The 23320-nt window shown below is 63.3% G+C and carries 28 protein-coding genes; 15 read left to right on the top strand and 13 right to left on the bottom strand.

The window, feature by feature from the left end:
• The gene (locus J0O65_RS07445) at nucleotides 1-312 is read left to right on the top strand and encodes a chaperone modulator CbpM (protein ID WP_215405539.1); all 312 of its coding nucleotides are present in this window, start codon (nucleotides 1-3) and stop codon (nucleotides 310-312) included.
• Between the two features lie 3 nt (nucleotides 313-315).
• Here the strand turns inward: J0O65_RS07445 and J0O65_RS07440 are convergent, their stop codons facing one another.
• Complete coding sequence (locus J0O65_RS07440; protein ID WP_215405537.1) at nucleotides 316-543, bottom strand: hypothetical protein; 228 nt, start codon at nucleotides 541-543, stop codon at nucleotides 316-318.
• A gap of 175 nt (nucleotides 544-718) precedes the next feature.
• Complete coding sequence (locus tag J0O65_RS07435; RefSeq protein WP_215405535.1) at nucleotides 719-1633, bottom strand: LysR family transcriptional regulator; 915 nt, start codon at nucleotides 1631-1633, stop codon at nucleotides 719-721.
• A 134-nt stretch (nucleotides 1634-1767) separates the two neighbouring features.
• Here J0O65_RS07435 and J0O65_RS07430 point away from each other — a divergent pair, with 134 nt between their 5' ends.
• The 3 genes from J0O65_RS07430 to J0O65_RS27845 all read left to right on the top strand — a co-directional run bounded on the left by J0O65_RS07430 (nucleotide 1768) and on the right by J0O65_RS27845 (nucleotide 3577).
• Nucleotides 1768-2373 carry an FMN-dependent NADH-azoreductase gene (locus tag J0O65_RS07430; RefSeq protein ID WP_215405533.1) on the top strand — a complete coding sequence of 202 codons (606 nt, stop codon included), beginning with the start codon at nucleotides 1768-1770 and terminating at the stop codon, nucleotides 2371-2373.
• Nucleotides 2374-2541: 168 nt separating this feature from the next.
• Nucleotides 2542-3066 carry a nuclear transport factor 2 family protein gene (locus tag J0O65_RS07425; protein WP_215405530.1) on the top strand — a complete coding sequence of 175 codons (525 nt, stop codon included), beginning with the start codon at nucleotides 2542-2544 and terminating at the stop codon, nucleotides 3064-3066.
• A 367-nt stretch (nucleotides 3067-3433) separates the two neighbouring features.
• A complete protein-coding gene (locus tag J0O65_RS27845) occupies nucleotides 3434-3577 on the top strand; it encodes a hypothetical protein (RefSeq protein WP_217916871.1) in 144 nt (47 codons plus the stop codon).
• Here the strand turns inward: J0O65_RS27845 and J0O65_RS07415 are convergent.
• Nucleotides 3559-3798 carry a TIGR02450 family Trp-rich protein gene (locus tag J0O65_RS07415; RefSeq protein ID WP_215405528.1) on the bottom strand — a complete coding sequence of 80 codons (240 nt, stop codon included), beginning with the start codon at nucleotides 3796-3798 and terminating at the stop codon, nucleotides 3559-3561. The two genes, J0O65_RS27845 and J0O65_RS07415, sit on opposite strands and share 19 nt — an antisense overlap.
• A 71-nt stretch (nucleotides 3799-3869) precedes the next feature.
• Here J0O65_RS07415 and J0O65_RS07410 point away from each other — a divergent pair, with 71 nt between their 5' ends.
• A complete protein-coding gene (locus J0O65_RS07410; RefSeq protein WP_215405526.1) occupies nucleotides 3870-4733 on the top strand; it encodes a cysteine hydrolase family protein in 864 nt (287 codons plus the stop codon).
• A gap of 78 nt (nucleotides 4734-4811) precedes the next feature.
• Entirely contained in the window at nucleotides 4812-6002 is a 1191-nt protein-coding gene (pncB, locus tag J0O65_RS07405) for a nicotinate phosphoribosyltransferase (RefSeq protein ID WP_099665174.1), read from the top strand.
• A 25-nt stretch (nucleotides 6003-6027) separates the two neighbouring features.
• On the opposite strand, the gene J0O65_RS07400 is transcribed toward pncB, so the two are convergent.
• The 3 genes from J0O65_RS07400 to J0O65_RS07390 all read right to left on the bottom strand — a co-directional run bounded on the left by J0O65_RS07400 (nucleotide 6028) and on the right by J0O65_RS07390 (nucleotide 7315).
• Nucleotides 6028-6327 carry an antibiotic biosynthesis monooxygenase family protein gene (locus J0O65_RS07400; RefSeq protein WP_215405524.1) on the bottom strand — a complete coding sequence of 100 codons (300 nt, stop codon included), beginning with the start codon at nucleotides 6325-6327 and terminating at the stop codon, nucleotides 6028-6030.
• A gap of 72 nt (nucleotides 6328-6399) precedes the next feature.
• Nucleotides 6400-6873, bottom strand: a complete 474-nt coding sequence (locus J0O65_RS07395) for a host attachment protein (RefSeq protein WP_215405522.1) — start codon at nucleotides 6871-6873, stop codon at nucleotides 6400-6402.
• 22 nt (nucleotides 6874-6895) lie between these two features.
• Nucleotides 6896-7315, bottom strand: coding sequence for a hypothetical protein (locus tag J0O65_RS07390; protein ID WP_215405520.1), 420 nt, complete (start codon nucleotides 7313-7315; stop codon nucleotides 6896-6898).
• Nucleotides 7316-7510: 195 nt separating this feature from the next.
• Between J0O65_RS07390 and J0O65_RS07385 the strand changes: the two genes are divergently transcribed.
• The 4 genes from J0O65_RS07385 (at nucleotide 7511) to J0O65_RS07370 (ending at nucleotide 10926) form a co-directional block, all read left to right on the top strand.
• The gene (locus J0O65_RS07385; RefSeq protein WP_215405518.1) at nucleotides 7511-8092 is read left to right on the top strand and encodes a DJ-1/PfpI family protein; all 582 of its coding nucleotides are present in this window, start codon (nucleotides 7511-7513) and stop codon (nucleotides 8090-8092) included.
• Between the two features lie 63 nt (nucleotides 8093-8155).
• Complete coding sequence (locus tag J0O65_RS07380; RefSeq protein WP_215405516.1) at nucleotides 8156-9388, top strand: GAF domain-containing sensor histidine kinase; 1233 nt, start codon at nucleotides 8156-8158, stop codon at nucleotides 9386-9388.
• Nucleotides 9389-9391: 3 nt separating this feature from the next.
• Nucleotides 9392-10075 (top strand): response regulator, encoded by a 684-nt coding sequence (locus tag J0O65_RS07375; RefSeq protein ID WP_215405514.1) that lies wholly within the window; start codon nucleotides 9392-9394, stop codon nucleotides 10073-10075.
• Between the two features lie 155 nt (nucleotides 10076-10230).
• Nucleotides 10231-10926: a Crp/Fnr family transcriptional regulator gene (locus J0O65_RS07370; protein ID WP_215405512.1), complete on the top strand. Its 696-nt coding sequence runs from the start codon at nucleotides 10231-10233 to the stop codon at nucleotides 10924-10926.
• Here J0O65_RS07370 and J0O65_RS07365 read toward each other — a convergent pair.
• On the bottom strand, nucleotides 10923-12113 hold the full coding sequence (locus J0O65_RS07365; RefSeq protein WP_215405509.1) for an MFS transporter: 1191 nt from the start codon (nucleotides 12111-12113) through the stop codon (nucleotides 10923-10925). The two genes, J0O65_RS07370 and J0O65_RS07365, sit on opposite strands and share 4 nt — an antisense overlap.
• A gap of 91 nt (nucleotides 12114-12204) precedes the next feature.
• On the opposite strand from J0O65_RS07365, the gene J0O65_RS07360 reads away from it, so the two are divergent.
• Together J0O65_RS07360 and J0O65_RS07355 are read left to right on the top strand one after the other, a co-directional pair.
• On the top strand, nucleotides 12205-12657 hold the full coding sequence (locus tag J0O65_RS07360) for a winged helix-turn-helix transcriptional regulator (protein ID WP_215405507.1): 453 nt from the start codon (nucleotides 12205-12207) through the stop codon (nucleotides 12655-12657).
• Entirely contained in the window at nucleotides 12654-13883 is a 1230-nt protein-coding gene (locus J0O65_RS07355) for a D-amino acid dehydrogenase (RefSeq protein WP_215405505.1), read from the top strand. The genes J0O65_RS07360 and J0O65_RS07355 overlap by 4 nt, the downstream gene beginning before the upstream one ends.
• On the opposite strand, the gene J0O65_RS07350 is transcribed toward J0O65_RS07355, so the two are convergent.
• From J0O65_RS07350 to J0O65_RS07340, 3 genes are all read right to left on the bottom strand, one after another.
• Nucleotides 13858-14937: a hypothetical protein gene (locus J0O65_RS07350; protein ID WP_215405503.1), complete on the bottom strand. Its 1080-nt coding sequence runs from the start codon at nucleotides 14935-14937 to the stop codon at nucleotides 13858-13860. The genes J0O65_RS07355 and J0O65_RS07350 overlap by 26 nt on opposite strands.
• A 67-nt stretch (nucleotides 14938-15004) precedes the next feature.
• Complete coding sequence (locus J0O65_RS07345) at nucleotides 15005-16039, bottom strand: MerR family transcriptional regulator (RefSeq protein ID WP_215405501.1); 1035 nt, start codon at nucleotides 16037-16039, stop codon at nucleotides 15005-15007.
• Between the two features lie 69 nt (nucleotides 16040-16108).
• On the bottom strand, nucleotides 16109-17017 hold the full coding sequence (locus J0O65_RS07340) for a LysR family transcriptional regulator (protein WP_215405499.1): 909 nt from the start codon (nucleotides 17015-17017) through the stop codon (nucleotides 16109-16111).
• A 96-nt stretch (nucleotides 17018-17113) separates the two neighbouring features.
• Between J0O65_RS07340 and J0O65_RS07335 the strand changes: the two genes are divergently transcribed.
• Nucleotides 17114-18181: an SDR family oxidoreductase gene (locus J0O65_RS07335; RefSeq protein WP_215405497.1), complete on the top strand. Its 1068-nt coding sequence runs from the start codon at nucleotides 17114-17116 to the stop codon at nucleotides 18179-18181.
• Here J0O65_RS07335 and J0O65_RS07330 read toward each other — a convergent pair.
• The 3 genes from J0O65_RS07330 to J0O65_RS07320 form a co-directional block, all read right to left on the bottom strand.
• Nucleotides 18168-19178: an SMP-30/gluconolactonase/LRE family protein gene (locus tag J0O65_RS07330; RefSeq protein WP_251373585.1), complete on the bottom strand. Its 1011-nt coding sequence runs from the start codon at nucleotides 19176-19178 to the stop codon at nucleotides 18168-18170. The two genes, J0O65_RS07335 and J0O65_RS07330, sit on opposite strands and share 14 nt — an antisense overlap.
• A gap of 224 nt (nucleotides 19179-19402) precedes the next feature.
• Nucleotides 19403-19645 (bottom strand): Imm32 family immunity protein, encoded by a 243-nt coding sequence (locus J0O65_RS07325; protein ID WP_215405495.1) that lies wholly within the window; start codon nucleotides 19643-19645, stop codon nucleotides 19403-19405.
• Nucleotides 19642-20430 carry a hypothetical protein gene (locus J0O65_RS07320; RefSeq protein WP_215405493.1) on the bottom strand — a complete coding sequence of 263 codons (789 nt, stop codon included), beginning with the start codon at nucleotides 20428-20430 and terminating at the stop codon, nucleotides 19642-19644. Before J0O65_RS07320 ends, J0O65_RS07325 begins: the two co-directional genes overlap by 4 nt.
• A 242-nt stretch (nucleotides 20431-20672) precedes the next feature.
• On the opposite strand from J0O65_RS07320, the gene J0O65_RS07315 reads away from it, so the two are divergent.
• Both J0O65_RS07315 and J0O65_RS07310 read left to right on the top strand, forming a co-directional pair.
• A complete protein-coding gene (locus J0O65_RS07315) occupies nucleotides 20673-20915 on the top strand; it encodes a hypothetical protein (RefSeq protein WP_141172071.1) in 243 nt (80 codons plus the stop codon).
• Nucleotides 20916-21653: 738 nt separating this feature from the next.
• Entirely contained in the window at nucleotides 21654-23222 is a 1569-nt protein-coding gene (locus J0O65_RS07310; protein WP_353056164.1) for a sensor domain-containing diguanylate cyclase, read from the top strand.
• Nucleotides 23223-23320 lie beyond the last annotated feature (98 nt).

Genomic DNA, 23320 nt, shown 5'->3' with positions numbered 1-23320 from the left:
ATGACGAACAAGGTAATTGGCGAATTGCTCGAAGACCGTGCCCTGAGCCTGGAAGAGCTGGCGCGCGCCTGCGCCGTGGAGCCGGACTGGGTGGTGCAGCACGTGCAGACGGGCGTGCTGCTGCAGGACGGCCCGCCAGCGGGGCAATGGACGGCCTGGCGCTTCACCAGCCTGGACCTGGTGCGCGCGCGCCGCCTGCACGAAATCGAATCCGTGTTCGACGCGAACGCCGAACTGGCCGCGCTGGTGGTCGATCTATCGGAAGAAGTGGCGCGCCTGCGCCGCCGCCTGCACGTGCTGGGCGTCGAGTAGTCCTCAGGCAGGCTCGCCGTGCCGCTGCACGGTGAGCCTGCCGATATAAAACTGCCCATCGACGACCACCCGGTGCGGGATGCCGGCCACGTCGAAGCCGGGGCCGCCGTCTTCCATCCATTCCTGCGCCAGCGAGTCGAACTGCTGCGGCGTCATGCGCATCATCTGCGCCGTGATGACGAAGCGCGCGCCTGTTTTTTGCTTGTTGACGAAGTCGTCGATGCCGGCCATGGTGAATCCTTGTTGAAGTGTTACCCGCATCATACCTGTGTCAATTGCGAGCTCACAACGCCTAACAAAACCGTAGCGAGCGGCAGTGATTTGTGGCTAAGAAGCGCAACCGTGCTCCAGCACGGTGAGCATCGCAGGCCGCAAAGCGCGACGCGCAGTAGGTTTTGTTTGGCGTTTAAAACCCTTGTGCCAGCAAGGGCAACTGCTCCGCAAACCGCTCCGTCAGCCACTTGCCCGCCTGGCCCGGCGGCGTGTCGGCGCGCTGGATCAGGTAGATCGGGTAATTCTCGCCATTGTCGACGGCCAGCGGCAGGTGCACCAGGCGCCCGGCCTGCAGGTCCTCGCGCACCATCGCTTCGGGCATGTTGCCCCAGCCCAGGCCGGCGCGCAGCAGCGCGTGCTTGGAGCCGAGGTCGCCCAGGCGCCAGTTGCGCAATCCCAGCACGCCGAAATCCTGGCCCTGCGTCAGGTCGCTGCGGTCGGTCAGCACCAGCTGCACGTGTTCGCGCGCCACGTTGGAGGCGATCGGGCCCGCCAGCTGCGCCAGCGCGTGGCTGGGCGCGGCCACGGGAATCAGGCGCACGTGGCCGACGGCCAGGCGCTCGAAGACGCTGGCCGTGGCCGTCATCCAGCCGCCGAGGCCGATGTGGCAGCTGCCATCCATCACCAGCTGCGCCACGGCGCCCATGGCTTCGATGCGCAGGCGCAGGGCGACGGTGGGGAACTGCGCCTGGAAGGCCTCCAAGACGCGCACCAGCACGCAGGTGGGAAACATCACGTCGACCACCACCGACACTTCCGCCTCCAGCCCGCCGGCCAGCGCCTTGGCGCGCGCGCGCATGCCGTCCACCTTCAGGGCCACGGCGCGCGCGTCGGCCAGCAGGGCCTTGCCCGCATCCGTCAGGGTGGGCTTGCGCTTGCCGCGGTCGAGCAGCACCACGTTCAGTTGTTCTTCCAGGTTGGCGATGGTGTAGCTGATCACCGACTGCGTGCGGTGCAGCTGGCGCGCCGCGTGGGCGAAGCCGCCCGCGTCGATGACGGCGACGAAGACGCGCAACTGGTCGAGCGAAGGCTGGCCCGGTTCTCTCATGCTGAGTCCATATCTAAAAATTCGATGCTAATCATTTATATTTACACGGTTTCATCGATGGTAGACCCGAATTATGCTGTGTGCAAGGGCTGCGATGCGGCCATTCCCGTCACCCGTTTTCACTGGAGCACTTCATGAGCAAGGTCTTATACATCAATAGCAGCGTGCGCAACAGCGGTTCCCTGTCGCGCCAATTGTCCGGCGAATTCGTCGCGACACTGGCCGCGCAAGGCGCCAGCGTGGTCGAACGCGACCTGGCGGCGCAGCCCGTGCCGCACCTGACGGAAGAGGTGATGGGCGCCTTCTTCACGCCGGCCGACCAGCGCAGCGCGCAGGCGGCAGCGGCCGTGCAATTGTCCGATACCCTGGTCGACGAATTGCTGGCCGCCGACGTGCTGGTGCTGGCCGCGCCCATGTACAACTTTTCCGTGCCCTCGACCCTGAAGGCGTGGATCGACCACGTGGCGCGCGCGGGCCGCACTTTCCAGTACACGGCCACGGGCCCGGTCGGCCTGGCCACGGGCAAGAAAGCCGTCATTTTCACGGCCAGCGGCGGCGTCTACAGCGAAGGCCCGGGCGCCGCGTATGACTACCTGAGCACCTATCTGCGCACGGCGCTGGGCTTCATCGGCATCACCGAGATCGAATTCGTGCAAGCCGAAGGCGTGGCCATGGGCGAGGACGCCGTCGCCAGCGCGATCGCCAAGGGCCGTGCCTCGATCGCGGCCCTGGCTGCCTGAGGTCTGCTACGCCCTAGTTCCAAAGGGGGATTGCCAATCTGCCATGGTTGACATAAGCTTGCCAGCGGCACGCCCAGTGCCAGCCCGGCGAGCCGTTCGCCATGAAAGTCCCTCATGCACAAGTTGGCAAGCGCAGTATGGTTTGGATGTTCCCTGTTTTCAGCAGGCATGGCGCTGGCGCAGACGGCGCTACCTGCACCGCCCCATGTGGGCCGCCACGCCTCCACCCCCGAGGATATCCGCGCCATCGAGCAAGTCGTCGCCGACTTCCAGGCGGCCCTGATCGCCAAGGATGTCAAGCTGCTGTCGTCGCTGATGTTGCACACCAACATACTGTTCGCCTCGCCGGCCGACGACGATTTCATCAAGAAAATGCGCGATACGACGGACGTTCATTTCGACGGCGTCGCGCCGGCCGGCTACATTGCTTTCGCCAACTTCATCAAGCGCGAACCCCTGCGCACGGAAGAAAAATTCTACAACGTCAAGATCACCCAGGACCGCCATGTGGCGTGGGTCAACTTCGACTACGAATTCCTCGTTGACAACAAACTGTCCAACTATGGCGTGGAAGCGTGGCAAATGGTCAAGCGCGACGGCGAATGGAAAATCCTCAGCGTCGTCTGGTCCATGCATCCCGCGGCCGAGGCGCTGAAACAGGGCGCCGCCGCCGTCCCTCGCTCCCGGCCGTAGTCCCTTGAGCGGGCCAGGGGGCGTTCGGTACAGAGTTGTCTTTCAATAATTTTTTCCGCATCGTCTATACTTTCAGCGGGCCTGCCGCCATGCCTGAAGAGGCGGCGAGCGTTCGAGTTTTTTCCTGTGCCGCGTAATAAAAAGCAGATATGTGAGTGAGTATCCTGAGCAAGCGCGATTGCATGTATTCCAACCCTGCGCCGGGTAGGGCCATTGAGACAGGCTACCCGGGGATGTTATTTTTGGAGCAAACATCGTGCCGATAAAGTACGTTGATACGTATGAAATAAATTACACGGCGGAACCCTTACGCGGTTGCAAACTGTGGGGCGCCTATGTGTCCCTGTACACCCCTTCGAGCAACCCCATGCACAGGAACAATATCGTCAAAAAGCACCGGGTGCTGGCCGACCATCCGTTTGCGACGGAAGCCGAAGCGGTCAGCGAAGCGGCCGAGGTGGCATTGCAGCTGGTCGAGCGGCGCCAGCGCCGTTATGTCTTCCACCCCTGATGCCACTGCGCCGCATCCTGCAGCGCGCGCCAGGGCAGAGTCTGCACGCGACCCGAATGTACGGCCTCCAGTTCCACGTGGGTGACGGGTGCATCCGGCGTGGCCGTTGCGCACAGCTTGACGACGAGAAAGTGTTTTTCCTTGTTGACGGGGGTGACCGCCGTCCATTTGCTGTTGAGTAATTTGTTCGGACGCAAGTTATTGCGATTTGCAAGGGGCATGGCGGCTCCTGGATTGGCGTGATGGCGAGCTTGCCATTATCATGCAATACCCGCCACGCACGAGGATCGCCATGAAACGCCAGCTGCACCTGCTCGTCATCGACCCGCAAAACGATTTTTGCGACTTGCCTGCCACCTGGCTGCCGCCGGATACCGCGCCGGCCCTGCCCGTGCCGGGCGCCCACGCCGACATGCTGCGTGTGGCGCAACTGATCCGCGAAGGGGGAGGCGGGCTGACGCAGATCAGCGTGACGCTTGACGCCCACCACCGCTACGACATCGCCCACCCCGCCTTCTGGCGCACGGGCGATGGCGGCCCCGTCGCACCATTTACGCAGATCAGCGCGCAGCAGGTGCGCGACCGCCTGTTCCTGCCCGCCGCCAGCGGCGCCTTGCCGCGCGCGCTGGCCTACCTCGATGCCTTGCAGCGAGCGGGACGCTATCAATTGATGGTGTGGCCCGTGCATTGCGAGATCGGCAGCTGGGGCCAGAATATCCACGCGGCCGTGCGCGCCGCCTACAACGCGTGGGAAGTGGATCACCTGCAGGTGGTGGCCAAGCTGAGCAAGGGTTCCAACCCGTGGACCGAACATTACTCGGCCGTCATGGCGGAAGTGCCCGATGCGCAGGATACGGCCACCCAGCTCAACCGCGCCTTCCTCGACACCCTGCTGCCGGCGCAGCAACTCTACCTCTGCGGCGAAGCGGGCAGCCATTGCGTGAAAGCCAGCACCGAGCACATCGCCGATTACCTGGAAGCGCAGCAGGGACCGCAGGCGCTGGCACGGCTGGTCTTGCTGACGGACTGCATGAGCCCCGTCACGGGTTTCGCAGCCCAGCAGCGCGACTTCCTGGCCGCCATGCGCGAGCGCGGCGCGCGGCTGGCCACGTCCGCCGACGTCTTGCCGGAACTGCTGGCGAACGCGACTGCCTGAGCCATTTGTGCATCGCGCCCTGCTGAAATGCTTGCGGTGGCGTACTATTCTGGCTTCAGGAAGTTGGAGAAAACACACATGACCCCGATAGTGCGCAGTTTGCTGGAAACCGATCTGTATAAATTTACAATGTGGCAAGCATTGCTGCACGGTCATCCGAATACCCATACCGAATACGAATTTGTCTGCCGCAACGCCACCGCCTTTCCCCTGGCCGAACTGAAGGGCGAGCTGGAAGAACAGCTCGACCACCTGTGCTCGATGTCGTTTGCAGACGACGAGCTGGCCTATTTGCGCACCCTGCGCTTCATGAAGAGCGATTTCGTCGACTTCCTGACGGTGTTCCGCTTTCAGCGCAAGTTCATCGAGGTCAGCACCGACGGCGACACCTTGCTCGTGCACGCGGCCGGGCCGCAGGTGCACGTGATGGGCTTCGAGATTTTCGTGCTGTACATCATCAACGAACTGTATTTCCGCCGCTTCGACCTGGACGCGGCCATGCGCGAAGGGCGCCACCGCCTGGGCTTGAAAGTGGCGGCCGTCAAGGAATTCGGCAAGCTGCCGCGGCGCAAGCATCCATTCGAGTTTTCCGATTTCGGCGTGCGCCGGCGTTTTTCCGGCGCCTGGCATGACGAGGTGGTGCAGCGCCTGGCGCGCGAGGTGCCCGAATATTTCAAGGGCACGTCGAATGTGTACCTGGCGAAAAAGCTGGGCATCGTGCCGATCGGCACCATGGCGCATGAATACATGCAATCGTTCCAGTCCTTCGGCGTGCGCCTGCGCGACTTTCAAAAGGCGGCACTGGAAGACTGGGTGCAGGAATACCGGGGCGACCTGGGCATCGCCCTGACGGACGTGGTGGGCATGGATGCCTTCCTGGCCGACTTCGACCTGTATTTCGCCAAGCTGTTCGACGGCCTGCGCCACGATTCGGGCGACCCCGTCGAGTGGGGCGAGAAGGCGCTGGCCCATTACGCGGCCCTGCGCATCGACGCCAATACCAAGCGCCTCGTGTTTTCCGACGGCCTGGACCTGGACAAGGCCTTCGCCCTGTACCAGCACTTCGCCGACCGCATCATGACGGGTTTCGGCATCGGCACCAATCTCACCAACGACGTCGGTTTGACGCCGCTCAACATCGTCATGAAACTGGTGCGCTGCAACGGCCAGTCGGTGGCGAAACTGTCGGATTCGCCGGGCAAGACCCTGTGCAAGGATGAAACCTTCCTCGCTTACTTGCGGCAAGTGTTTCACCACCCGGCCGTATGACGGCGGCGGGGCAGGCGCCGCCTGTTTAAAACCCCGTCAGCACAGTGTGCATGTGCTCGACCTGGGGCGGCGCGGCGAAAAATTCACCCACGAGACCGCGCCATGCCTGGAAGTCGTCGCTGCCGCGGAAATGCACGGTATGGTCTTCCAGCGTCGTCCAGCCCACCACCAGGCGGTAGGCGTCGCCGTTTTCGATCGAGCGCTCCAGGCGCATCGACTCGCAGCCGCGCGCGCGCTGGAACAGGGGGATGGCTTTCGTCACGGCCGCTTCGAAGGCAGCGTGCGTGGCCGATTTGATCTGGATGTGGGCAATTTCAAAAATCATGGCAAGTTCCGGTTTTGAAAGAAAGAACGCAGATCTTGCCACAGATTGTGCCCGCATGCGGCTGGCGCCGGCTCAACTGCCGCCGCCGTTCCTGTCCCGCGCTTGCCGCAGGTAGGCTTCCAGCTGCGGCACGTTCATGCTGGCGATATCCCTGGCCAGGGTATGGCTGAGCCGTTTTTCCACCTGGCTATCCAGGCTTAGACGCAACTGGCCCAGGAACTTGGGCGCGGCGACCAGGCACAGCTTGTTGTAGCGCTGTTGCTGCAGACCCTGCTGCAGCACTTGCGCGATATACCGGGCAAACTGTTCGTTCGCATGCTCGACCGGCGTCACATGAGGCTCCGCCGTGTGCGCTTGCCCGCCCGCTTGCGCGCCGGCGCGCATGCCGTTGCCGAAGCGTCCGCTCGCATCGCTGCTCAAGGCACGGTCGCTGTCGCGGCCCGCCGGATTGACAAAGTCTTGCAACTCGCCCAGCTGGTTTTGCCGCCCCAGCGTAAACAGCCGCGCCCGGCTGCTGTCGGCCACGACCACCCAAGTGACATCCATGCTTGTTCTCCTTGCTGTGCGGCTAGCGCGACAGGGCCGCCACGCCACCATGCCTGTCCTGGCCGCAGCGGGCCGTGCGCTGTTCGATATCGCCGCCGCCGCAAGCTTGCAGGATGGCGTGCGCGCGCGCCTGCTCATCGGCATGGCGCGCGGCTACCACCAGCCGGACCATGCCGCGAAAGGCCGTCTTGCCATAGTTGCGCCGGTACATATGGTTGTCGCCGCCAAACAGGGCGTTGATTGCCCGTTCCAGGCGGCTGGTGATGGTGTCGTGATTGCCAACCGTAAAGTTGCCCTGCACGGGGCCGGCCTCGTCGTCGCCCGCGTCCAGTTGCACGGCGTGAGGAGGAAAGCCCTCGGCCAGCAGCCGGTTGCGGGCGCGCTCGGCATCGGGGAAATGGTCGAAGATACGTATCAATGTGCTGTCGCTGCCGCTGTCCATGGCCCGGCCTTTCAAGGAGGTATGCCTGATTTGACCGGCGAGGCTGCAAATAATTCTGTCTCAGCCTGTAAAATCCTCGATCAAGGCGTAAAAGTTTGATAAATATCCAGTATGGCTGCCAAGTCGCGCTAAGATACGCCTTGCGGTGTGTCCTGCAGGCAAGGATATCGGATCAATCTTTCATAGGAGAACTAAATGGCAGCGAAGAAAATTCTGTTTTTGACCGGCGATTTTGCAGAAGATTATGAGACGATGGTGCCGTTCCAGGCCCTGCTGATGCTCGGTCATACCGTACATGCCGTTTGTCCCGGCAAGAAGAGCGGCCAGACGATCAAGACGGCCATCCACGATTTCGAGGGCGACCAGACCTACACGGAAAAGCCCGGTCATTTGTTCACCCTGAACGCCAGCTTCGACGAGATCGATCCGGCCGACTACGACGCCGTCATGATCGCCGGCGGCCGCGCGCCCGAATACCTGCGCCTGAACGACAAGGTCATCGCCGCCGTGCGCCATTTCGCCGCGGCGGGCAAGCCTGTCGCGGCCGTCTGCCACGGCGCGCAATTGCTGGCCGCCGCCGACGTCATCCGCGGCAAGCGCATTTCCGCCTATCCCGCCTGCGCGCCGGAAGTGACACTGGCCGGCGGCACGTATGCCGACATCGCCGTCACGGACGCCGTCACGGATGGCCAGTTCGTCACGGCGCCCGCCTGGCCCGCGCATCCGGCCTGGCTGGCGCAGTTCGTCAAGCTGCTCGGTACCGAGATCCGTTTGTAACCTTTACCAGCCCGGCAGGCCGCAGCGCTTGCCGGGCGCCCCCTTTTCAGATTCGAGTTCTTCATGCATGCGCCGCGCAGTCAACCTTCCCGCAAACAACTTCCAGCGTCGCGCTGGCGCCAGCGCCGCCTGGCGCAAGCCGCATCGGGCCTGAGCGCCGCGCAGGAACGCCAGCTGGCCACCCTGCATGAGATTTCCACCTTGCTGGCGGGCCAGCACGCCATCGACGCGCTGTGCCGCGGCTTCCTGCGCCACGTGATGCAGTTCGCGCAAGCCGAAGGCGGCACCGTGCGCATCCTCGATCCGCAGCAGGACACCGTGCACATCATCGTGCACGAGGGCATTTCCGACGCCATGGTGGAAGAGGAACACTGCATCCGCAACAACGATTGCCTGTGCGGCGCGGCCGTGGCGCAGGGCGTGATCCAGATCCGCGATTTCCGCCAGGTCGATGCGCTGCAACGTTTCCGTTGCCAGGACGAAGGGTTTATCGCCATCGCCGTCTTTCCCATCCTCGCGCGCGAGCAGGTGGTGGGCAGTTTTTCGCTGCACTTCGCGCGCCCGCAAGCCGTGCATGCGCAGCAGCAGGGCTGGCTGGAAACCCTGGGCCAGAGCCTGGGCATCGCCATCGAAAACCAGCGCCTGATCGCGCGCGAAAAGGAATTCGCCGTGGCGCGCGAACGCAGCCTGCTGGCCGAAGGCTTGCATGACAGCATCGCGCAAAGCCTCAATTTCATCAGCCTGCAAGTGCAGATGCTCGACGATTCCGTGCGCCGGGGCCAGCTCGACGAAGCGGCCGAAGTGTTGCCGCTGATGCGCATGGGCGTCGAGCAAAGCTACCAGGACGTGCGCGAATTGCTGGTCAATTTCCGCACGCGCTGGCATGGCAGCGACCTGGAAAGCAAGCTGTCGGAAGTGCTGGCCAAGTTCGAGCTGCAGACGGGTGTCGTCGGCACCCTGGACATGAGCGGCAACGGTGCGCCGCTGGCGCCCGAGCAGCAGTTGCAGATCCTGTTCATCGTGCAGGAAGCGCTGTCGAATATCCGCAAGCACGCGCAGGCGGGCAACGTGGCGTTGCGCGTGGTCAACGGGCGCGATTTCGCGCTGCAGGTGCGCGACGATGGCGAAGGCTTTGCCGCCAACCTGCGCGACAAGAAAACGGAATTGCAGATCGGCTTGCGTATCATGCAGGAACGGGCCGAGCGGCTCGGTGCGCAATTTGCCATCGACAGCACGCCCGGCGGCGGCACGACGATCTCGCTGGCCTTGCCGGCGGCCCGGCGCCAGGCCGCGTAACAGATGAATCATCCTTATCAGGCAGAAGAAACAAACATAGTGAACGCACCAATCAAAATCCTGCTGGTCGACGACCACACCTTGCTGCGCAGCGGCGTCAAGCTGCTGCTGCAGCGCAATCCTCAATTCCAGGTGGTGGGCGAGGCATCGAACGGGCTGGACGGCGTACGCCTGACGGCCGAACTGCGGCCCGATGTGGTGCTGATGGACTTGAACATGCCCGGCGTGGGCGGCGTCGAGGCGCTGCAGCTGATTCTGCAGGACATGCCGCAGACGGTCGTGCTGATGCTGACCGTGTCGGAAAACGCGGCCGACCTGGGCGCGGCCCTGCGCGCTGGCGCACGCGGCTACCTGCTGAAAAATATCGAGGCCGAGCAGCTGGGCCAGGCCATTTGCCGCGCCGCCGCCGGCGAATCCGTGATCGCCGACGCCATGACGGCCAAGCTGGTGTCGCAGTTCCGCGCGGGGCAGAATGCGCCCCAGGCCGACTATGACAAACTGACGCCGCGCGAACGCGAAGCCATGGCCTGCCTGGCGCAAGGACTGAGCAACAAGGAAATCGCGCGCCAGCTGGACGTGGCCGAAAGCACGGTGAAAATCCACGTGCAAAACATCCTGAAAAAGCTTAAGCTCAGCAGCCGCGTGCAGATCGCCGTGTATGCGGTCGAGCGCGAGTTAAGCAAATAAAGATCAAACAAAGTACAAATAGTGCACAAGGAATGCGCGATTGTTTGACCTGCATGGCGTTCCGGCCTAGACAACCCTAGTTCCTTTGACGTATGGCCTTGACCGTGCCTGCGCATTACACTCTTAGTCATTCGCTAATCTAATAAGAGAGTGTCATGCATAAGGTCAACGTCGATGGCTTGCTATCGAGCCAGGCTCTGTTCCGCCATATTTCCCCTTCGCAATTAGAGCAATTGCGCCAGGATGTCGTGCGCGTCGAAGTGGAAAAAGGCAAGGTGCTGTTTCGCAAGGGCGAAGTGGCGGAAGGCGCCTACGTGGTGGTCTTCGGCCTCATCAAGCTCAGCGTGTTTTCCATGGAAGGCACGGACAAGGTGCTGGAACTGATCCGTCCAGGCCAGAGCTTCGGCGAAGCCATGATCTTCCTCGATGAACCATATCCCTTCTGCGCCGAAGCGCTCGAGCACTGCCTGTTGCTGCGCATCCCGCCGCACGCGCTGCTGCGCCTGCTGGACCAGTCGCCGCGCATCGCGCGCCAGATGATGAACAGCCTGTCGCACCACCTGATGGGTTTCATCCGCAACGTGGAGCGCTGCTCCGTGCAGAACGCCACCCAGCGCGTGGTCGAGTACCTGTTGCAGGCGTCGGACCAGCAGCGTTCGAACGAGGTCAAGCTGGACCTGAAGAAAAGCCTGCTGGCATCGTTCCTGAACCTGGCGCCCGCCACCCTGTCGCGCGTGCTGCACCAGCTGACGGACTTGCATTTGATTAAAGTCAGCGGTTCGCTGATCCAGATCCAGCCCGATGCCTTGAAAACCTACCGCCATGGTTCCGCCACGGCGCTCTTGAACTAAGTTTTTTCAGCAGGCAAGGTCAGCCGCCAGAACAGCAGGGCGAGCAAGCTGACCGCCGCGCCCAGCGCGCATACCCCATGCCAGCCCGCCAGCGCATACACGCTGGTGGCGGCAATCGCACCGAGTCCGCTTCCCACCGCATAAAACAGCATGTAGCACGCCACCAGACGGCTGTGCGCATCACTGTCGCCCTTGAAAATCAGGCTCTGGTTGGTCACGTGGATGGCCTGGCCCGCCAGGTCCAGCGCGATGATGCCGACGATCAGGGGCCACAGGGCCGCGCCCGCAAAGCCGAGCGGCAGCCATGCGGCCAGCAGCAGCAACAGGGCCGCGCCCGTCGTCCATTGCGCGCGGCCGCCATCGGCCAGCGCCCCGGCGCGCGCCGCGCCCAGCGCGCCGATCACGCCGACCAGGCCAAACGCGCCGATGGCCGCATGGCCATAGCCTTGCGCCGTCAAGGGCAGCACCAGGGCGCTCCAGAAAATATTGAAGACGGCAAACATCAGCAGCGCCAGCATACCCCGCACGCGCAGCACCTTGTTGTGCAGCAGCATGTCCACCATCGAGGCGAGCAGGGCGCCGTAGGCCAGCTTCCGATGCGATGCTTGCGCCGGTGGCAGCTTGCGCCACAGCAGCAGCAACAGGGCGCAGGCGATGGCTGCCGAGACAATATACACGGCACGCCAGTCGGCCAGATCGGCCACCACGCCGGACAGGGTGCGCGCCAGCAGCAAGCCGATCACCACGCCGCCCTGCGCCATGCCGACCACGCGGCCCCGCTCGTGGCTGGCCGCCGCGCTGGCCGCATACGCGATCAAGCCCTGCGTCATGGCCGTGCCCAGCAAGCCCACCAGCAGCATGCCGCCCAGCAAGGCGGCCGTGGAGCGGGCGCAGGCCAGCGCCGCCAGCGTGACGGCCAGCAAGCCCAGCTGGAACAGGGTCAGGCGGCGCCGGTGCAGCATGTCGCCCAGGGGCACCAGCAACAGCAGGGCCAGCGCGCAGCCGAGCTGCGTGGCCGTGATGACCATGCCGCTGGCCGCTTCCGTCATGCCGAATTCGCGCGCCAGGGTGGCGAGCAAGGGTTGGGCGTAATACACATTGGCCACGCTGAGGCCGGCCGCCGTGGCAAACAGCCAGACGAGGGTGGGGGGAAGTGCCGTCGTGATGGGGAGGTTCGTGTCGCGCATGGAGTGCCAATCAAGTGGTTTCAAATTAAAACTAGTTGGAGTCTACGCCGGGAAGTTTTAAAATGCAACCACTCAATCAAGGAGAATGCCCGTGGCCAAGCGCAAGAGCCTGAAAACCGACCCCTGTCCCGTGGCGCGCGCGCTCGACGCGATCGGCGAGCGCTGGTCGCTCTTGATCGTGCGCGACGCCTTCGACGGCATGCGCCGGTTCGGGGAATTCCAGAAAAGCCTGGGCGTGGCGAAGAACATCCTGGCCGACCGCCTGCATACCCTGGTGGAAGAGGGCATCTTTACGATTGCCCCCGCCTCGGATGGCACGGCGTATCAGGAATACGTGCTGACGCCCAAGGGGCTGGCGCTGTTTCCCGTCGTCGTCGGCCTGCGCCAGTGGAGCGAGGCGCAATTGTTCGATGCGGGCGAGGCGCATTCGACCCTGCTGCAGCGGGGTTCGGGCTTGCCCGTGCGCCGCATGGACGTGCTGGGCGAGGATGGGCGCGTGTTGCAGGCGGGCGATACCGTCGTGCACAAGGTGTCGCCACCATGACGCGGGTGGCCGTGCTGGGCGCCGGCATCACGGGCGTCACCACCGCTTACGCGCTGGCGAAACGGGGCGTCAATGTCACCCTGATCGAACGCCACCGCTACGCGGCCATGGAAACGTCGTATGCGAACGGCGGGCAATTGTCGGCCTCGCACGCGGAAGTGTGGAACCACAAGGCGACGATATGGAACGCCCTGAAATGGATGGCGCGGCGCGATGCGCCGTTGCTGCTCAATCCGACTCCCGGCTGGCACAAGCTGAGCTGGTTTGCGGAGTTTCTCGCCGCCATGCCCGCCTACGAGCGCAACACCGTCGCCACGGCGCGCATGGCGATCGCCGCGCGCGCACACCTGTTCGCCTGGGCGGAAGCTGAACACATCGATTTCGACCACCGCCGCGCCGGCATCCTGCACGTGTATCGGGACAAGGCCGGCTTCGAGCGGGCGGCCGGCGTGTCGCGCCTGCTGGCGCAGGGCGGCTTGCAGCGGCGCGCCATCACGCGGCAGGAAATGCGCGCCATCGAGCCGACCTTGCAAGGCGATTTTTACGGCGGCTACTACACGGACAGCGATTCCACGGGCGACATCCACAAATTCACCAGCGGCCTGGCCGACGCCTGCGCCCGCCTGGGCGTGGCGTGCCGCTATGGCACTGCGGTGACGGCGCTGGCGCGCGAGCACGGCAAGGTACGCGTCAGCGTGGGCGAGGACAGCAGCGTGTTCGACGCCGTCGTCATCTGCGCGGGCACGGCCAGCCGCGCCATGGCGGCGATGCTGGGCGACCACGTGAACGTGTATCCCGTGAAAGGGTACTCGATCACCGTGCAGCTCGACGATGCAGCCAGCCGCGCGGCGGCGCCGAAGGTCAGCCTGCTCGACGATGCGACCAAGCTGGTCAGCAGCCGCCTGGGCGAGGACCGGCTCAGAGTGGCGGGCACGGCGGAATTCAATGGATACAATGAGGACATCCGCGCCGACCGCATCCGCCCGCTGGTGCGCTGGGTCGAGCAGTGCTTTCCGGACGTCAATACGCGCAAGGTGATCCCGTGGGCGGGCTTGCGTCCCATGCTGCCCGACATGCTGCCGAAAGTGGGGCCGGGCAAGGCGCCCGGCGTGTACTACAACACGGGCCACGGCCACCTGGGCTGGACCCTGGCGGCCGCCACGGCGGAGATGGTGTCCGCGATGGTCAACACTGCTGTGGCTAGTTCTTCGGCAGCAGATCGCTGAGCGCGGCGCGGCCCTTGACGGTGAGGAAGGGGCCGACCTTGCTGTAGGGCAGCAGAAAATCGTTTTCGCAGCCACTGCCGTTGGGGTCTTCCCAGAACGACACGCCTTCCGGCTTCAGGGACAGGTGGAAGCGGCCGCGGCCGTCGTAATCCGTGCCCTTGCACTCGGCGTCGATTTTCACATCCTTGAACAGGGCCTGGCGCAGGCGGTCCGGCAATTCGGCCTTGTCGTCGCCATCGCTGGCGCTGGCGCCGAACCAGTTCCACACATCCGTTTCCTGGCCCGTTTTGACGTCCCAGGTGCGGAATTTGATCGAGATGCCGCGGGCGCCATAGCCGGCCGGCCAGCGGTAGAACTTGACCGTCACCCAGCGCGGCGACCAGTAGGTCGGTTCCGCATACACTTCGTCTTCCGTCGTGAAACCGTTGCGGCCCAGGTATTCGCGCCGCGTGGCATAGAAATCGGCCAGGTCTTTTTTATTTTTTGCCAGCACGGCGCGCAGCTGCGCGTTGATTTTGGCGATGCCATCGCCGGGCGCGATCAATTCCACCGTGATGGTGTCGCCGATTTGCAGGTTGCGGTATTGCTTGCCTTCGAAGGCGATCGGCTTGCTTGTCTTGGTATTGGGAAAATCTTCCAGCGCCAGGTTGTAGGCATCGCTGGCGCACGATGGGTGCTCGCGGTCGCCCGCCGCTTCCAGCAGGGTCAAGGCCAACGGCAGGGTCTTGCCGCTTTTCGGGTCCGTCCAGGTGCCGGTGACTTTGCCATCTCGTGGCGCGCCCAGGCTCCACGTGCCCGTCGTGTCGCCCTTGGTGTCGGACTCGCTCCAGTCGCTCTTGCCGTTCGGCTTGGCCAGCATGATCGGTGTCTTGTAGCGCGTGTAGTAATAGCTGCCGCTGCGGTCCGCGCCTTGCGTGGAGCTGGGCTGGTTGAAGCAGGCGACGATATTGGCCTTGCCCAGAGTGCCCTGCCACACCCCTTGCACGGGCGGCTCGGCCGCCACGGCGGCATGCAGGGCGGGCAGGGTCAGGCAGGCAAACAGAAAGCGGCGCATCGGTTGTTCCTCTCGTGGGCGAAGGCCGATTCTACATGGCCCCGCCCTCGAGATGCCACACGTCAACTTATTTGGCGGGACGCTCTTGCCCCACCACGGCCATCGCCGCGCCCAGGTAGTGCAGCATGGCGGCGTCGACGAAGCTGCCTTCCATCAGCCGCGGTTCCTGCTGGTGCGCCTGGCGGAACTTCAGCTGCGTGGCCGGGTTCGTGCCCGCATACGAGCGGAACAGTTCCAGCCACTGCCGCGCCAGTTGCAGCACGGCCGGGTCGGTGGGCGGCGTGCGCGCATCCATGGCGGCGCGCACGGCGGCGATCAGGGCCGGCCATTCGCCCGAGCGCCTGCCGTAGTTGGCGAGTAAATACGCGTATTCCTGGTCGTCGAGGAAAGGCTGGTACAGCGCGATGCGCGAGGCATTGAAGGCGGCGATGATGAACCGCATCACTTCCCCGTCGACGCTGGTCGTCGCCTGCATCGATGGTTCCTGCGCGTGCATGTCGTTCAGGCGCGCGAACAGGCCCGGGTGGGCGCCCGTGTCGCGCACCAGCTTGACCATCCATTCCGTGGCCAGCGCCTGTGCTTGTGCATCGCCAGGGCCGGCGCCCGCGTCCTTGACGGCGCGCACGCGCGCCACCAGTTCCTTCCATTCCTGTTCCACGGCGCTATCTGTCAGCAGCGGCATTTGTTGCAGTTCTTCGGGACTAAAGTATTTGTCGTACATGGTCATCAACTCCATAGTGGTGAGCCACTCGGCCAGTTCCGGGGTCCGCCCCTGCGCCAGTTGCGCCTGCAGGGTGCACAGGCGTTCGCGCAAGGTGGACGCCTGCGCGATCTGGCGCTCCAGCATGGCGATCTGCTGCGCCACGATGGAATGCAAGGGTAGATCCGGCCCGGCGAGGGCGTTGGCGATATCGGCCAGCGACAGCCCGAACTTGCGCAGCGCCATGATCCGGTGCAGCCGGTCCATGTCGCCGTGCTGGTACAGGCGGTAGCCAGCGGGCGTGCGCGCCGAGGGCGAGAGCAGGCCGATGCTGTCGTAATGGTGCAGGGTGCGGATGGTCAAGCCCGTGAGCCTGGCCAGTTCACCGATTTTCAATGGCATCGCTTGTTCCTTTCCTGGTGCGTACGGACAGCATCGACCCTGACGTCGCGTCAGGGTCAAGCCCTATTTTCAGTTGATCGTCAGGCGCTGGCGCAGTTCCTGCAGCAGGGTGCCCGTCTTCGACGTCAGCTGGCGCGCCAGCGGCCACGCCAGGTACAGCGGCAAGCCTGGCGTGGCCAGCTGCGGCATGAGCGTCACGATGGCGCCCGTGGCCAGGTGCTCATCCACCAGCCAGGTGGCCAGCTGCGCCACGCCCAGGCCCGCCAGCACGGCGGCCGTGCGCGCTTCCGCATCGCCCACCGTCATGCGCGGCGCGGCCACGCGGTATTCCAGCTGGCCGCCTTTGACCCCATCCGGAAACAGCCACGGCATGGGCGAACCGTCGGCGCGCCCGTAGGCAATGCAGTCGTGCTGTTCCAGCTCCCCGATCGATGCCGGCGTGCCGCGTCGCGCCAGGTAGGCGGGCGTCGCGCACAGGATCAGGCGTTCGTCGCCCAGGTGCATCTGGCCCAGCGCGGCGGGCCAGTGCGATGGCGCGCCGATGCGCACGGCGATATCGATGCGCTCCTCGAACAGGTCGACGAAGCGGTCGCTGAAGGCGATGGCCGGCTGCAGCCGCGGATATTTTTCGCACAGATCGATCAGCGCCGGCATCACGCGCAGGCGGCCATACGACGCGGGCACGCCGATGCGCACCTTGCCCGCCAGTTCGCCTTCCTGCTCGGCCAGCACGTTTTCCGCATCGACCAGTTCCTGCAGCACGCGCTTGCAGGTGGCGTAGTAGGCATGCCCCGCGCTGCTCAGCTGCAAGCGCCGCGTGCTGCGCTCGAACAGGATCACGCCCAGGCGGGCTTCCAGGCGTGCCACGCTCTTGCTCACGGCCGAGCTGCTCAAGTGCAGGCGCTCGGCCGCCTTCGTAAAGCTGCCGGCGTCGGCGGTGGCAAGAAAAGGCGCGATGCCTTTCAAGTGGTCGGACATGATTACGGAATATTTTTCATGAATAAAGTGAAATACTATCGCGGATAAGAATTTATGTCCGCTATATCATGGTTTTTTACACAGGCGGGAGTATCCATGAACAAGCACGCATTGATTATCGGCGCCAGCGGCGTCATCGGCAGCAAGCTGGCCACGCATTTGCTGGCGCAGGGCTGGCGGGTGACGGGCGTCTCGCGCGGCCGCACGCCCATGCCTGCCGGCTGCGCATGCTTGCCGCTCGACGCCACGGACGGCGCGGCAGTAAACGCCGCCTTGACGGGCCTGGACGCCAGCCACGTCTTCTTCGCGGCCTGGGCGCGCCAGGCGAACGAGCAGGAAAACATCCGCGTCAATGGCGCCATGGTCGCCAATGTGCTGGCCGCGCTGGGACCGAACGGCCACCTGCGCCATGCGGCGCTGGTGACGGGCCTCAAGCATTACCTGGGGCCGTTCGACGCGTATGGCCAGGGCAGCGTGCCCGTCACGCCGTTCCGCGAAGAGCAGGGCCGCCAGCCCGTGGAGAATTTTTATTACGCGCAGGAAGACCGGCTGTTTGCAGCGGCCGCGCAGTACGGCTTCACGTGGAGCGTGCACCGCCCGCACACCATCATCGGCTATGCGCTGGGCAATGCCATGAACATGGGATTAACTTTGGCCGTGTATGCCAGCCTGTGCAAGGCCAGCGGCCAGCCCTTCGTCTTTCCGGGCTCAAGCGCGCAATGGCATGGCCTGTCCGACATGACGGACGCGGGCCAGCTCGCGCGCCACCTGGCGTGGGCGGCCGACAGCCCGGCCGCGCGCAACGAGGATTTCAATATCGTCAATGGCGACGTGTTCCGCTGGAAGTGGCTGTGGCCGCGCCTGGCCGCGTATTTCGGTATCGAGGCGGCGGACCTGCCCGAGACGATGGCGCCGCTGGCCGGTCGCATGCAGGACGCTCCCGCCCAGTGGCGCGCCCTCGCGCGGCAGCATGGCCTGGTGGAGGCGGACATCGGCCGCCTCGCTTCCTGGTGGCATACGGATGCCGACCTGGGGCGGCCGATGGAAGTGATGACGGACATGGGCAAGAGCCGCAAGGCGGGCTTTCTCGATTACCAGGATACGCAAGACGCCTTCTTCCATCTGTTCGAGCAGTTGAAGGCGCAGCGCGTCATTCCGCGCTGACGGACTCCGCGGCAGCCGGTGGCGGGGCTGCCGCCGCATTGGCCGCATTTACTTTCTGCTGCCGCGCCCGCTGCCACTCGAGGCCCGGGCGGTCGACGCGAAATTGCAGCAGCCGTCCCTGCACCACTTCCGTCACGTAGGCCGTGCGGCCATCGGGGCCGCCGAAGGTGATGTTGCTGGGCTTGGCGCCGGGCACGCTGATTTCGCGCAAGATGCGTCCCTGCGGCGACAATTTGACGACGCTGCCCTTGCCGTAGCGCGTCACGTACAGGTTGCCGTCGACGTCCACGCGCATGCCGTCCATGCCGAAATCGTCGAACTTGATCAGCAGGCGCTTGCCGCTCAGGCTGCCATCGGCGGCGATGTCATACATCCAGATATTGCGCTGCACGCTTTCATTCACATACAAGATCTTGCCGTCGGGGCTGACCTCGATGCCGTTGGCCGTGCCCATGGTGTCGAGCGCCAGGGTCACCGTGCCATCTTGCGCGATGCGCCACACGCGGCCCGTGTTTTCCTTCCAGTTCGGGTCGCTCGCATACAGCACGTCATCGGCCGTGATGGCGATGTCGTTCGGCTGCGTCATGCGCGGTTCGCGCGCGTGGATGGTGAGCGCGCGCGTGGCCGGGTCGACCAGGTAGATCGTGTGTTCCATGTAGTCGGCCAAATACATCTGCCCGCGGCTGCCGAAGCGGATGCCGTTGGCGATGCTGCTGCCGGGCAGGGTCAGGTACACCTCGCCACTGCCGTCCGGGCGCACCTTGCCGATGGTTTGCTGGCGCGCAAAGTTGACGGCATAGATATTGCCATCCGCATCCACGGCCGGGCCTTCGATGCCCTTGGTGAAGGCATGCGCGGGCGTCAGGGTGGTGGCGAGGAACAGCGTCTCGTGCGCGGGCGGGCTGGCGCAGGCGGACAGGGTAGCCAGCGGCATGGCCAGCAGCAGGGCTTGCAGGGGCACGCGCAGCGCCGGCAGGGCGGTTCGGAAATCGGGCATCGGGTGTTCTCTGTGTGGCAAAGGTGGCGTATGTTACCCGACGCGCGCCGACGCAGGCGCCTGGCTAAGTAATCCTCAGGAAATTATTGTGAATTTATGACGAACAGAACCGGATGCTATGCAAGGCGCCCGCTGCGACGCAGTGCGAGCACTGCTAGCAGCGGGCAACGCCGCAGAGCGCCGGTTATGGAAGTCAGAAATCACAATAATTTATTGGGGGTTACTTAGGCCGCCACCACGACCAGGTCGGGGAAGTCGTCCTGCCAGCCGTCCCATGCGTCTTGCAGGTGGGCGTGCATGCCGGCGCGTTCTTGCGCCTGCTCAAAGGTGTCGGCGCTGGCCAGCAGGAAATGGGCGATGGCGCGCAAGGTAGCCGGGTCGGCGTGGATGGTCACGTCGGAACAGGGCAGGGGCCGCTCGGCGGCCCCGTCCTGCAGATAGCAGTGCAGCGATAAATGTGTGTTCATGGGTGTCGGTGGTTGATATAGGCACCCAGCATGGCGTGTGCGTTCAGCGCGGCGCGGGCCGCGTCCAGTTCCTCGGGCGGCAGGTGCCAGAAGGTGAGGCCGGCATGCTCTTCGCAGCGGCCATACGCCTGCATCGCGTCGCGCAGCGCTTGTCGGCGCTCGGGCGGCAGCGCATCCAGTCTGGCTTGCGTGAAACCATTGATGGGATAGACATCGCGCAGGTGCGAATCCAGCAGCCCGCGCCGCTTGATGGCGGCCCAGTTATTTGCGGGGCAAGGAGTGCCAAAGGTCATCGGATGGGCCGCATCGATCTGCCGGTAGCCGAGTGCGTAGCCGGTGCCATAGCCCTGCGTTTCAGCGTAGCAGTACACATATTCGCAATGCTCAAGCAGGCCGGGTATGGCCCGCGCGGCGTCGAGCAACGGCATCAGCGCAAGCTTGCTGGCGCGTATGGACAGAACCAGTTCCGAGCCCGATAAATACATGGCCTGCGCGTCGCAGTTGACGGCCTCGTCAGCTTCGTCGGGCGGCACGATGCGCGGCGACAGCAGTCCTATGCCGTCGGTCTCTGGTGCGAACAGCATTTTCTCGTAATTGCGCTGTGAGAACTTGACGATCTTGCCGCGCCTGTTGCCGTAGCGCTCGACGGGTTCGCCGATGTGCGCGAACCAGGCGAACAGCTGCGCGCTGGCCGTGGCGGGAATGAAGGGGCTGTTCTTTTTGAATTCGCCTACGAGGAAGTGATATTGGTCCATGTGTCGCCAGAGTGAATGGGTAGCGCGCATGATGCCATGGGCGTGACCGTGCGGCTAGCACGTACTCGAGGAATGGCGCAAGTCTGGATGCAAGGTGGTGATGCCGCAGAGGCGGGATAGAAAAAGATGCGCGATCGGACGGCGCAATGGCCGCGTTGAGGCGTATGATGGAAGGACGGATGTGGTTGCCGCAAGGCAGTGCGACCGGCATGGGCCGCACATCTTGTGGGTTTTTTTCGTCGTTTTGGCAGCAGTAACAACGAGGAGACATCATGGACAAACCCGAATTCATCCTGGCCGCCAAGGCCATGGAAACCCTTGAGATGTATCAAACGTTTTACGGCCACTCCAGCGAATACCAGGCGCACCAGCAGGAAGTGCTGAAACTGCTGCGCCACAAGGGCGCGTCCCTGCTGGTGTCCGACCATGGCCCGGCGAAGTTCCTGCTGGCTTTTGCCGATGCGCTGGAAGCGGCCAGCTTGCCGGGGGAATATGTGCCGCTCAGCCGGCGGTAGGATAGGGCGCTGCCCGGCCTTGGTGTTGACAATGCCAGGCAGCGCCCGGCTTGGCAGATTGCGCCATACCTGCCTTTTCCCGTGCGCAGGTCGAGTCCGAAACAACATGCGTATCCCGCCTCTTTTGTATGAACGCAGGAAATATCGCTCCTGCGTGGCTCCCGGTAATCCGCTGAGGAGTTGCACGCCTGTTCCGGCTTCACATCGGGTCCGGTCTGAGCAAATAATTCCCTTGCCAATTCCCTTTGACCATGATTGCCAGTTTCCGGTCGCTACGCGTGGATGGCGGCATTTCGGACAGTGCTCCGCCATCGATCTGGTAATCACCTCGCAAGGGCCATGGTTCGCCTGTCCATTCCCTCTGCTTGTCGGCGGTTTGCGCCGTTGAAAAGAGCGCGAGCGCCATGGCGAGGCGGGCAAGTTGAGGTTTTCAATATGAAGATGGTCGGCGAGCCCTTTCAGAGCAGAGAGCTGGCATTGTTTCGCATTCCTTTCCTCTGGAATTGCGGTATCGCAAACTATGGCGAGCTGGAGTCTGGTTCGTGGATGCCATGGTTGCGACAACACCTTGCCCGGCAGATACGGTGCTCATTTTTTGTTCCTGCTTGTTACGATGTGTGAGTATGTTGCTGCCTATTTGGTGCACACTTTGCCGGATATCACATTTGGAGTAAATCCATGATGAGGTCGCATAGCCTACCGCCCCGACTGTCGGGAGCGGGTTTCAGGGGCTTTTCCTTGCTGCCGCTGGTTGTTTCATTTGTTGTGCTGGTATGCCTGTCCCTGCTGGCGATCCAGTTATGGATGACTTGGCGCGCGCGGGAGGTGCAGCTCAATAAAGCCGCGCGCGAAAGCGCCAATCTGGCGCAATCTGTTGCACAGCATGCGTATGACACGATTAAAGCGGCGGATACGGCGCTGGTCGGACTGGTGGAGCGGGTGGAGAATGACGGTGTCTCCGATCTGCAACTGGCCCGCATTCACAGATTGCTGGTTACCCGGGTCGCCGAGCTACCCCAGTTGCACGGTATCTTTATCTATGCCAAAGATGGCAGCTGGCTGGTGAATTCTCAGGAAACCTTGTTGAGAAATCTGAATAATTCCGATCGAGATTATTTCAATTACCATCGAACGCATGATGACCGGCGTCCTTATATCGGTCCCCCCGTGCGCAGCAAATCAACGGGGCACTGGATTGTCACGGTGTCGCGGCGGATCAATATGCCTGACGGAAGTTTCGGTGGCGTGGCGCTGGCGACCATCGATATGAATTATTTCAGGCAGTTTTATGAACGTTTTTCGATAGGGGAAAAAGGCGCCATCTTCATTGCGAATGGCGCGGGTATTCTCTTGTTAAGAAGGCCGTTCGATGAGCGTATGCTGGGACGCGATATTTCACAACTCCCGGTGTTTCATGATTATTTGCCCAAAAGTCCGCTCGGCACCGCCGTGATCAAGTCGGGTGTCGATGGCGTGACGCGTATCAATAGCTATCGCAGAATCGAGGAATATCCGCTGGTGGTGTCTGCCGCGTTATCGCAGGATGAAGTGCTGGCCGAGTGGCGCCTTGACGCGGCCTTGCATAGTGCGGTGGGCGGGGTACTGGTGCTGTTGATTGCGTTCATCGGTTATCGCGTGGTGCGGCAGATCGATTTGCGGGTCAAGAGCGAGGCGGGATTGCTGGAGGCGCGTAACGAGCTGGAGTTGATTAATGAAACCCTGGCCCGCCTTGCCAGCCAGGATGGCTTGACTTGCCTGGCGAACCGGCGGCATTTCGACCAGTCGCTAAGCGCCGAGTTCAGCCGTGCGCAGCGCGAAGAAAGCGCACTGGCACTGGTCTTGATCGATGTCGATTTCTTTAAGCAATACAACGATATCTATGGCCATGTGGCCGGCGACGAGTGCCTGAGAAAAATTGGCAAGGTGGTGGCTTACAGCATGCGCCGGCCAGGAGACCTTGCGGCACGCTACGGCGGTGAAGAAATGGTGGTTTTATTGCCGGGTACGAATTTGACCGGTGCATTGGCGGTGGCGGAAGGGTTGCGCAATGCCGTGCAATCGATGGGCATTGCCCATACCGGTAATCCTCTTGACGTCGTGACAGTGAGTATCGGCGTGGCGGCTTTTGTGCCTGTGCATCTGGAAAATCAGGCCATGGAACTGCTTGAACTCGCTGACAAGGCCTTGTACAAGGCCAAGGCATCCGGCAGAAATCAGGTCTGTTATGAAGTTGTTTGCGAACCTGCGGGGCAGGCCGTGGCGTGGCAAGGGTCAGGTCCGCCATTCGTACACGGCCTGAACTGCTAATGTTGTCGTTAGGAAAAACCGCCTGCGGCGAAAAGCCGAGCCTGTAAGAATTTCTGTGTGAAACGGGGTCATGAAATAATACCGAAAAGGATGTTCCA

Source organism: Janthinobacterium sp. JC611 (assembly GCF_018682595.1).
In the GTDB taxonomy this organism is placed as follows: domain Bacteria; phylum Pseudomonadota; class Gammaproteobacteria; order Burkholderiales; family Burkholderiaceae_D; genus Janthinobacterium.
Note: the sequence above shows the minus strand (reverse complement) of the source record. Positions and strands in the feature narration are given on the sequence as shown.

Coding starts and splice junctions, on each gene's coding strand:
- J0O65_RS07445 (WP_215405539.1), top strand. CDS start 1: ATGACGAACAAGGTAATTGGCGAATTGCTCGAAGACCGTGCCCTGAGC.
- J0O65_RS07440 (WP_215405537.1), bottom strand. CDS start 543: ATGGCCGGCATCGACGACTTCGTCAACAAGCAAAAAACAGGCGCGCGC.
- J0O65_RS07435 (WP_215405535.1), bottom strand. CDS start 1,633: ATGAGAGAACCGGGCCAGCCTTCGCTCGACCAGTTGCGCGTCTTCGTC.
- J0O65_RS07430 (WP_215405533.1), top strand. CDS start 1,768: ATGAGCAAGGTCTTATACATCAATAGCAGCGTGCGCAACAGCGGTTCC.
- J0O65_RS07425 (WP_215405530.1), top strand. CDS start 2,542: ATGGCGCTGGCGCAGACGGCGCTACCTGCACCGCCCCATGTGGGCCGC.
- J0O65_RS27845 (WP_217916871.1), top strand. CDS start 3,434: ATGCACAGGAACAATATCGTCAAAAAGCACCGGGTGCTGGCCGACCAT.
- J0O65_RS07415 (WP_215405528.1), bottom strand. CDS start 3,798: ATGCCCCTTGCAAATCGCAATAACTTGCGTCCGAACAAATTACTCAAC.
- J0O65_RS07410 (WP_215405526.1), top strand. CDS start 3,870: ATGAAACGCCAGCTGCACCTGCTCGTCATCGACCCGCAAAACGATTTT.
- pncB (WP_099665174.1), top strand. CDS start 4,812: ATGACCCCGATAGTGCGCAGTTTGCTGGAAACCGATCTGTATAAATTT.
- J0O65_RS07400 (WP_215405524.1), bottom strand. CDS start 6,327: ATGATTTTTGAAATTGCCCACATCCAGATCAAATCGGCCACGCACGCT.
- J0O65_RS07395 (WP_215405522.1), bottom strand. CDS start 6,873: ATGGATGTCACTTGGGTGGTCGTGGCCGACAGCAGCCGGGCGCGGCTG.
- J0O65_RS07390 (WP_215405520.1), bottom strand. CDS start 7,315: ATGGACAGCGGCAGCGACAGCACATTGATACGTATCTTCGACCATTTC.
- J0O65_RS07385 (WP_215405518.1), top strand. CDS start 7,511: ATGGCAGCGAAGAAAATTCTGTTTTTGACCGGCGATTTTGCAGAAGAT.
- J0O65_RS07380 (WP_215405516.1), top strand. CDS start 8,156: ATGCATGCGCCGCGCAGTCAACCTTCCCGCAAACAACTTCCAGCGTCG.
- J0O65_RS07375 (WP_215405514.1), top strand. CDS start 9,392: ATGAATCATCCTTATCAGGCAGAAGAAACAAACATAGTGAACGCACCA.
- J0O65_RS07370 (WP_215405512.1), top strand. CDS start 10,231: ATGCATAAGGTCAACGTCGATGGCTTGCTATCGAGCCAGGCTCTGTTC.
- J0O65_RS07365 (WP_215405509.1), bottom strand. CDS start 12,113: ATGCGCGACACGAACCTCCCCATCACGACGGCACTTCCCCCCACCCTC.
- J0O65_RS07355 (WP_215405505.1), top strand. CDS start 12,654: ATGACGCGGGTGGCCGTGCTGGGCGCCGGCATCACGGGCGTCACCACC.
- J0O65_RS07350 (WP_215405503.1), bottom strand. CDS start 14,937: ATGCGCCGCTTTCTGTTTGCCTGCCTGACCCTGCCCGCCCTGCATGCC.
- J0O65_RS07345 (WP_215405501.1), bottom strand. CDS start 16,039: ATGCCATTGAAAATCGGTGAACTGGCCAGGCTCACGGGCTTGACCATC.
- J0O65_RS07340 (WP_215405499.1), bottom strand. CDS start 17,017: ATGTCCGACCACTTGAAAGGCATCGCGCCTTTTCTTGCCACCGCCGAC.
- J0O65_RS07335 (WP_215405497.1), top strand. CDS start 17,114: ATGAACAAGCACGCATTGATTATCGGCGCCAGCGGCGTCATCGGCAGC.
- J0O65_RS07330 (WP_251373585.1), bottom strand. CDS start 19,178: ATGCCCGATTTCCGAACCGCCCTGCCGGCGCTGCGCGTGCCCCTGCAA.
- J0O65_RS07325 (WP_215405495.1), bottom strand. CDS start 19,645: ATGAACACACATTTATCGCTGCACTGCTATCTGCAGGACGGGGCCGCC.
- J0O65_RS07320 (WP_215405493.1), bottom strand. CDS start 20,430: ATGCGCGCTACCCATTCACTCTGGCGACACATGGACCAATATCACTTC.
- J0O65_RS07315 (WP_141172071.1), top strand. CDS start 20,673: ATGGACAAACCCGAATTCATCCTGGCCGCCAAGGCCATGGAAACCCTT.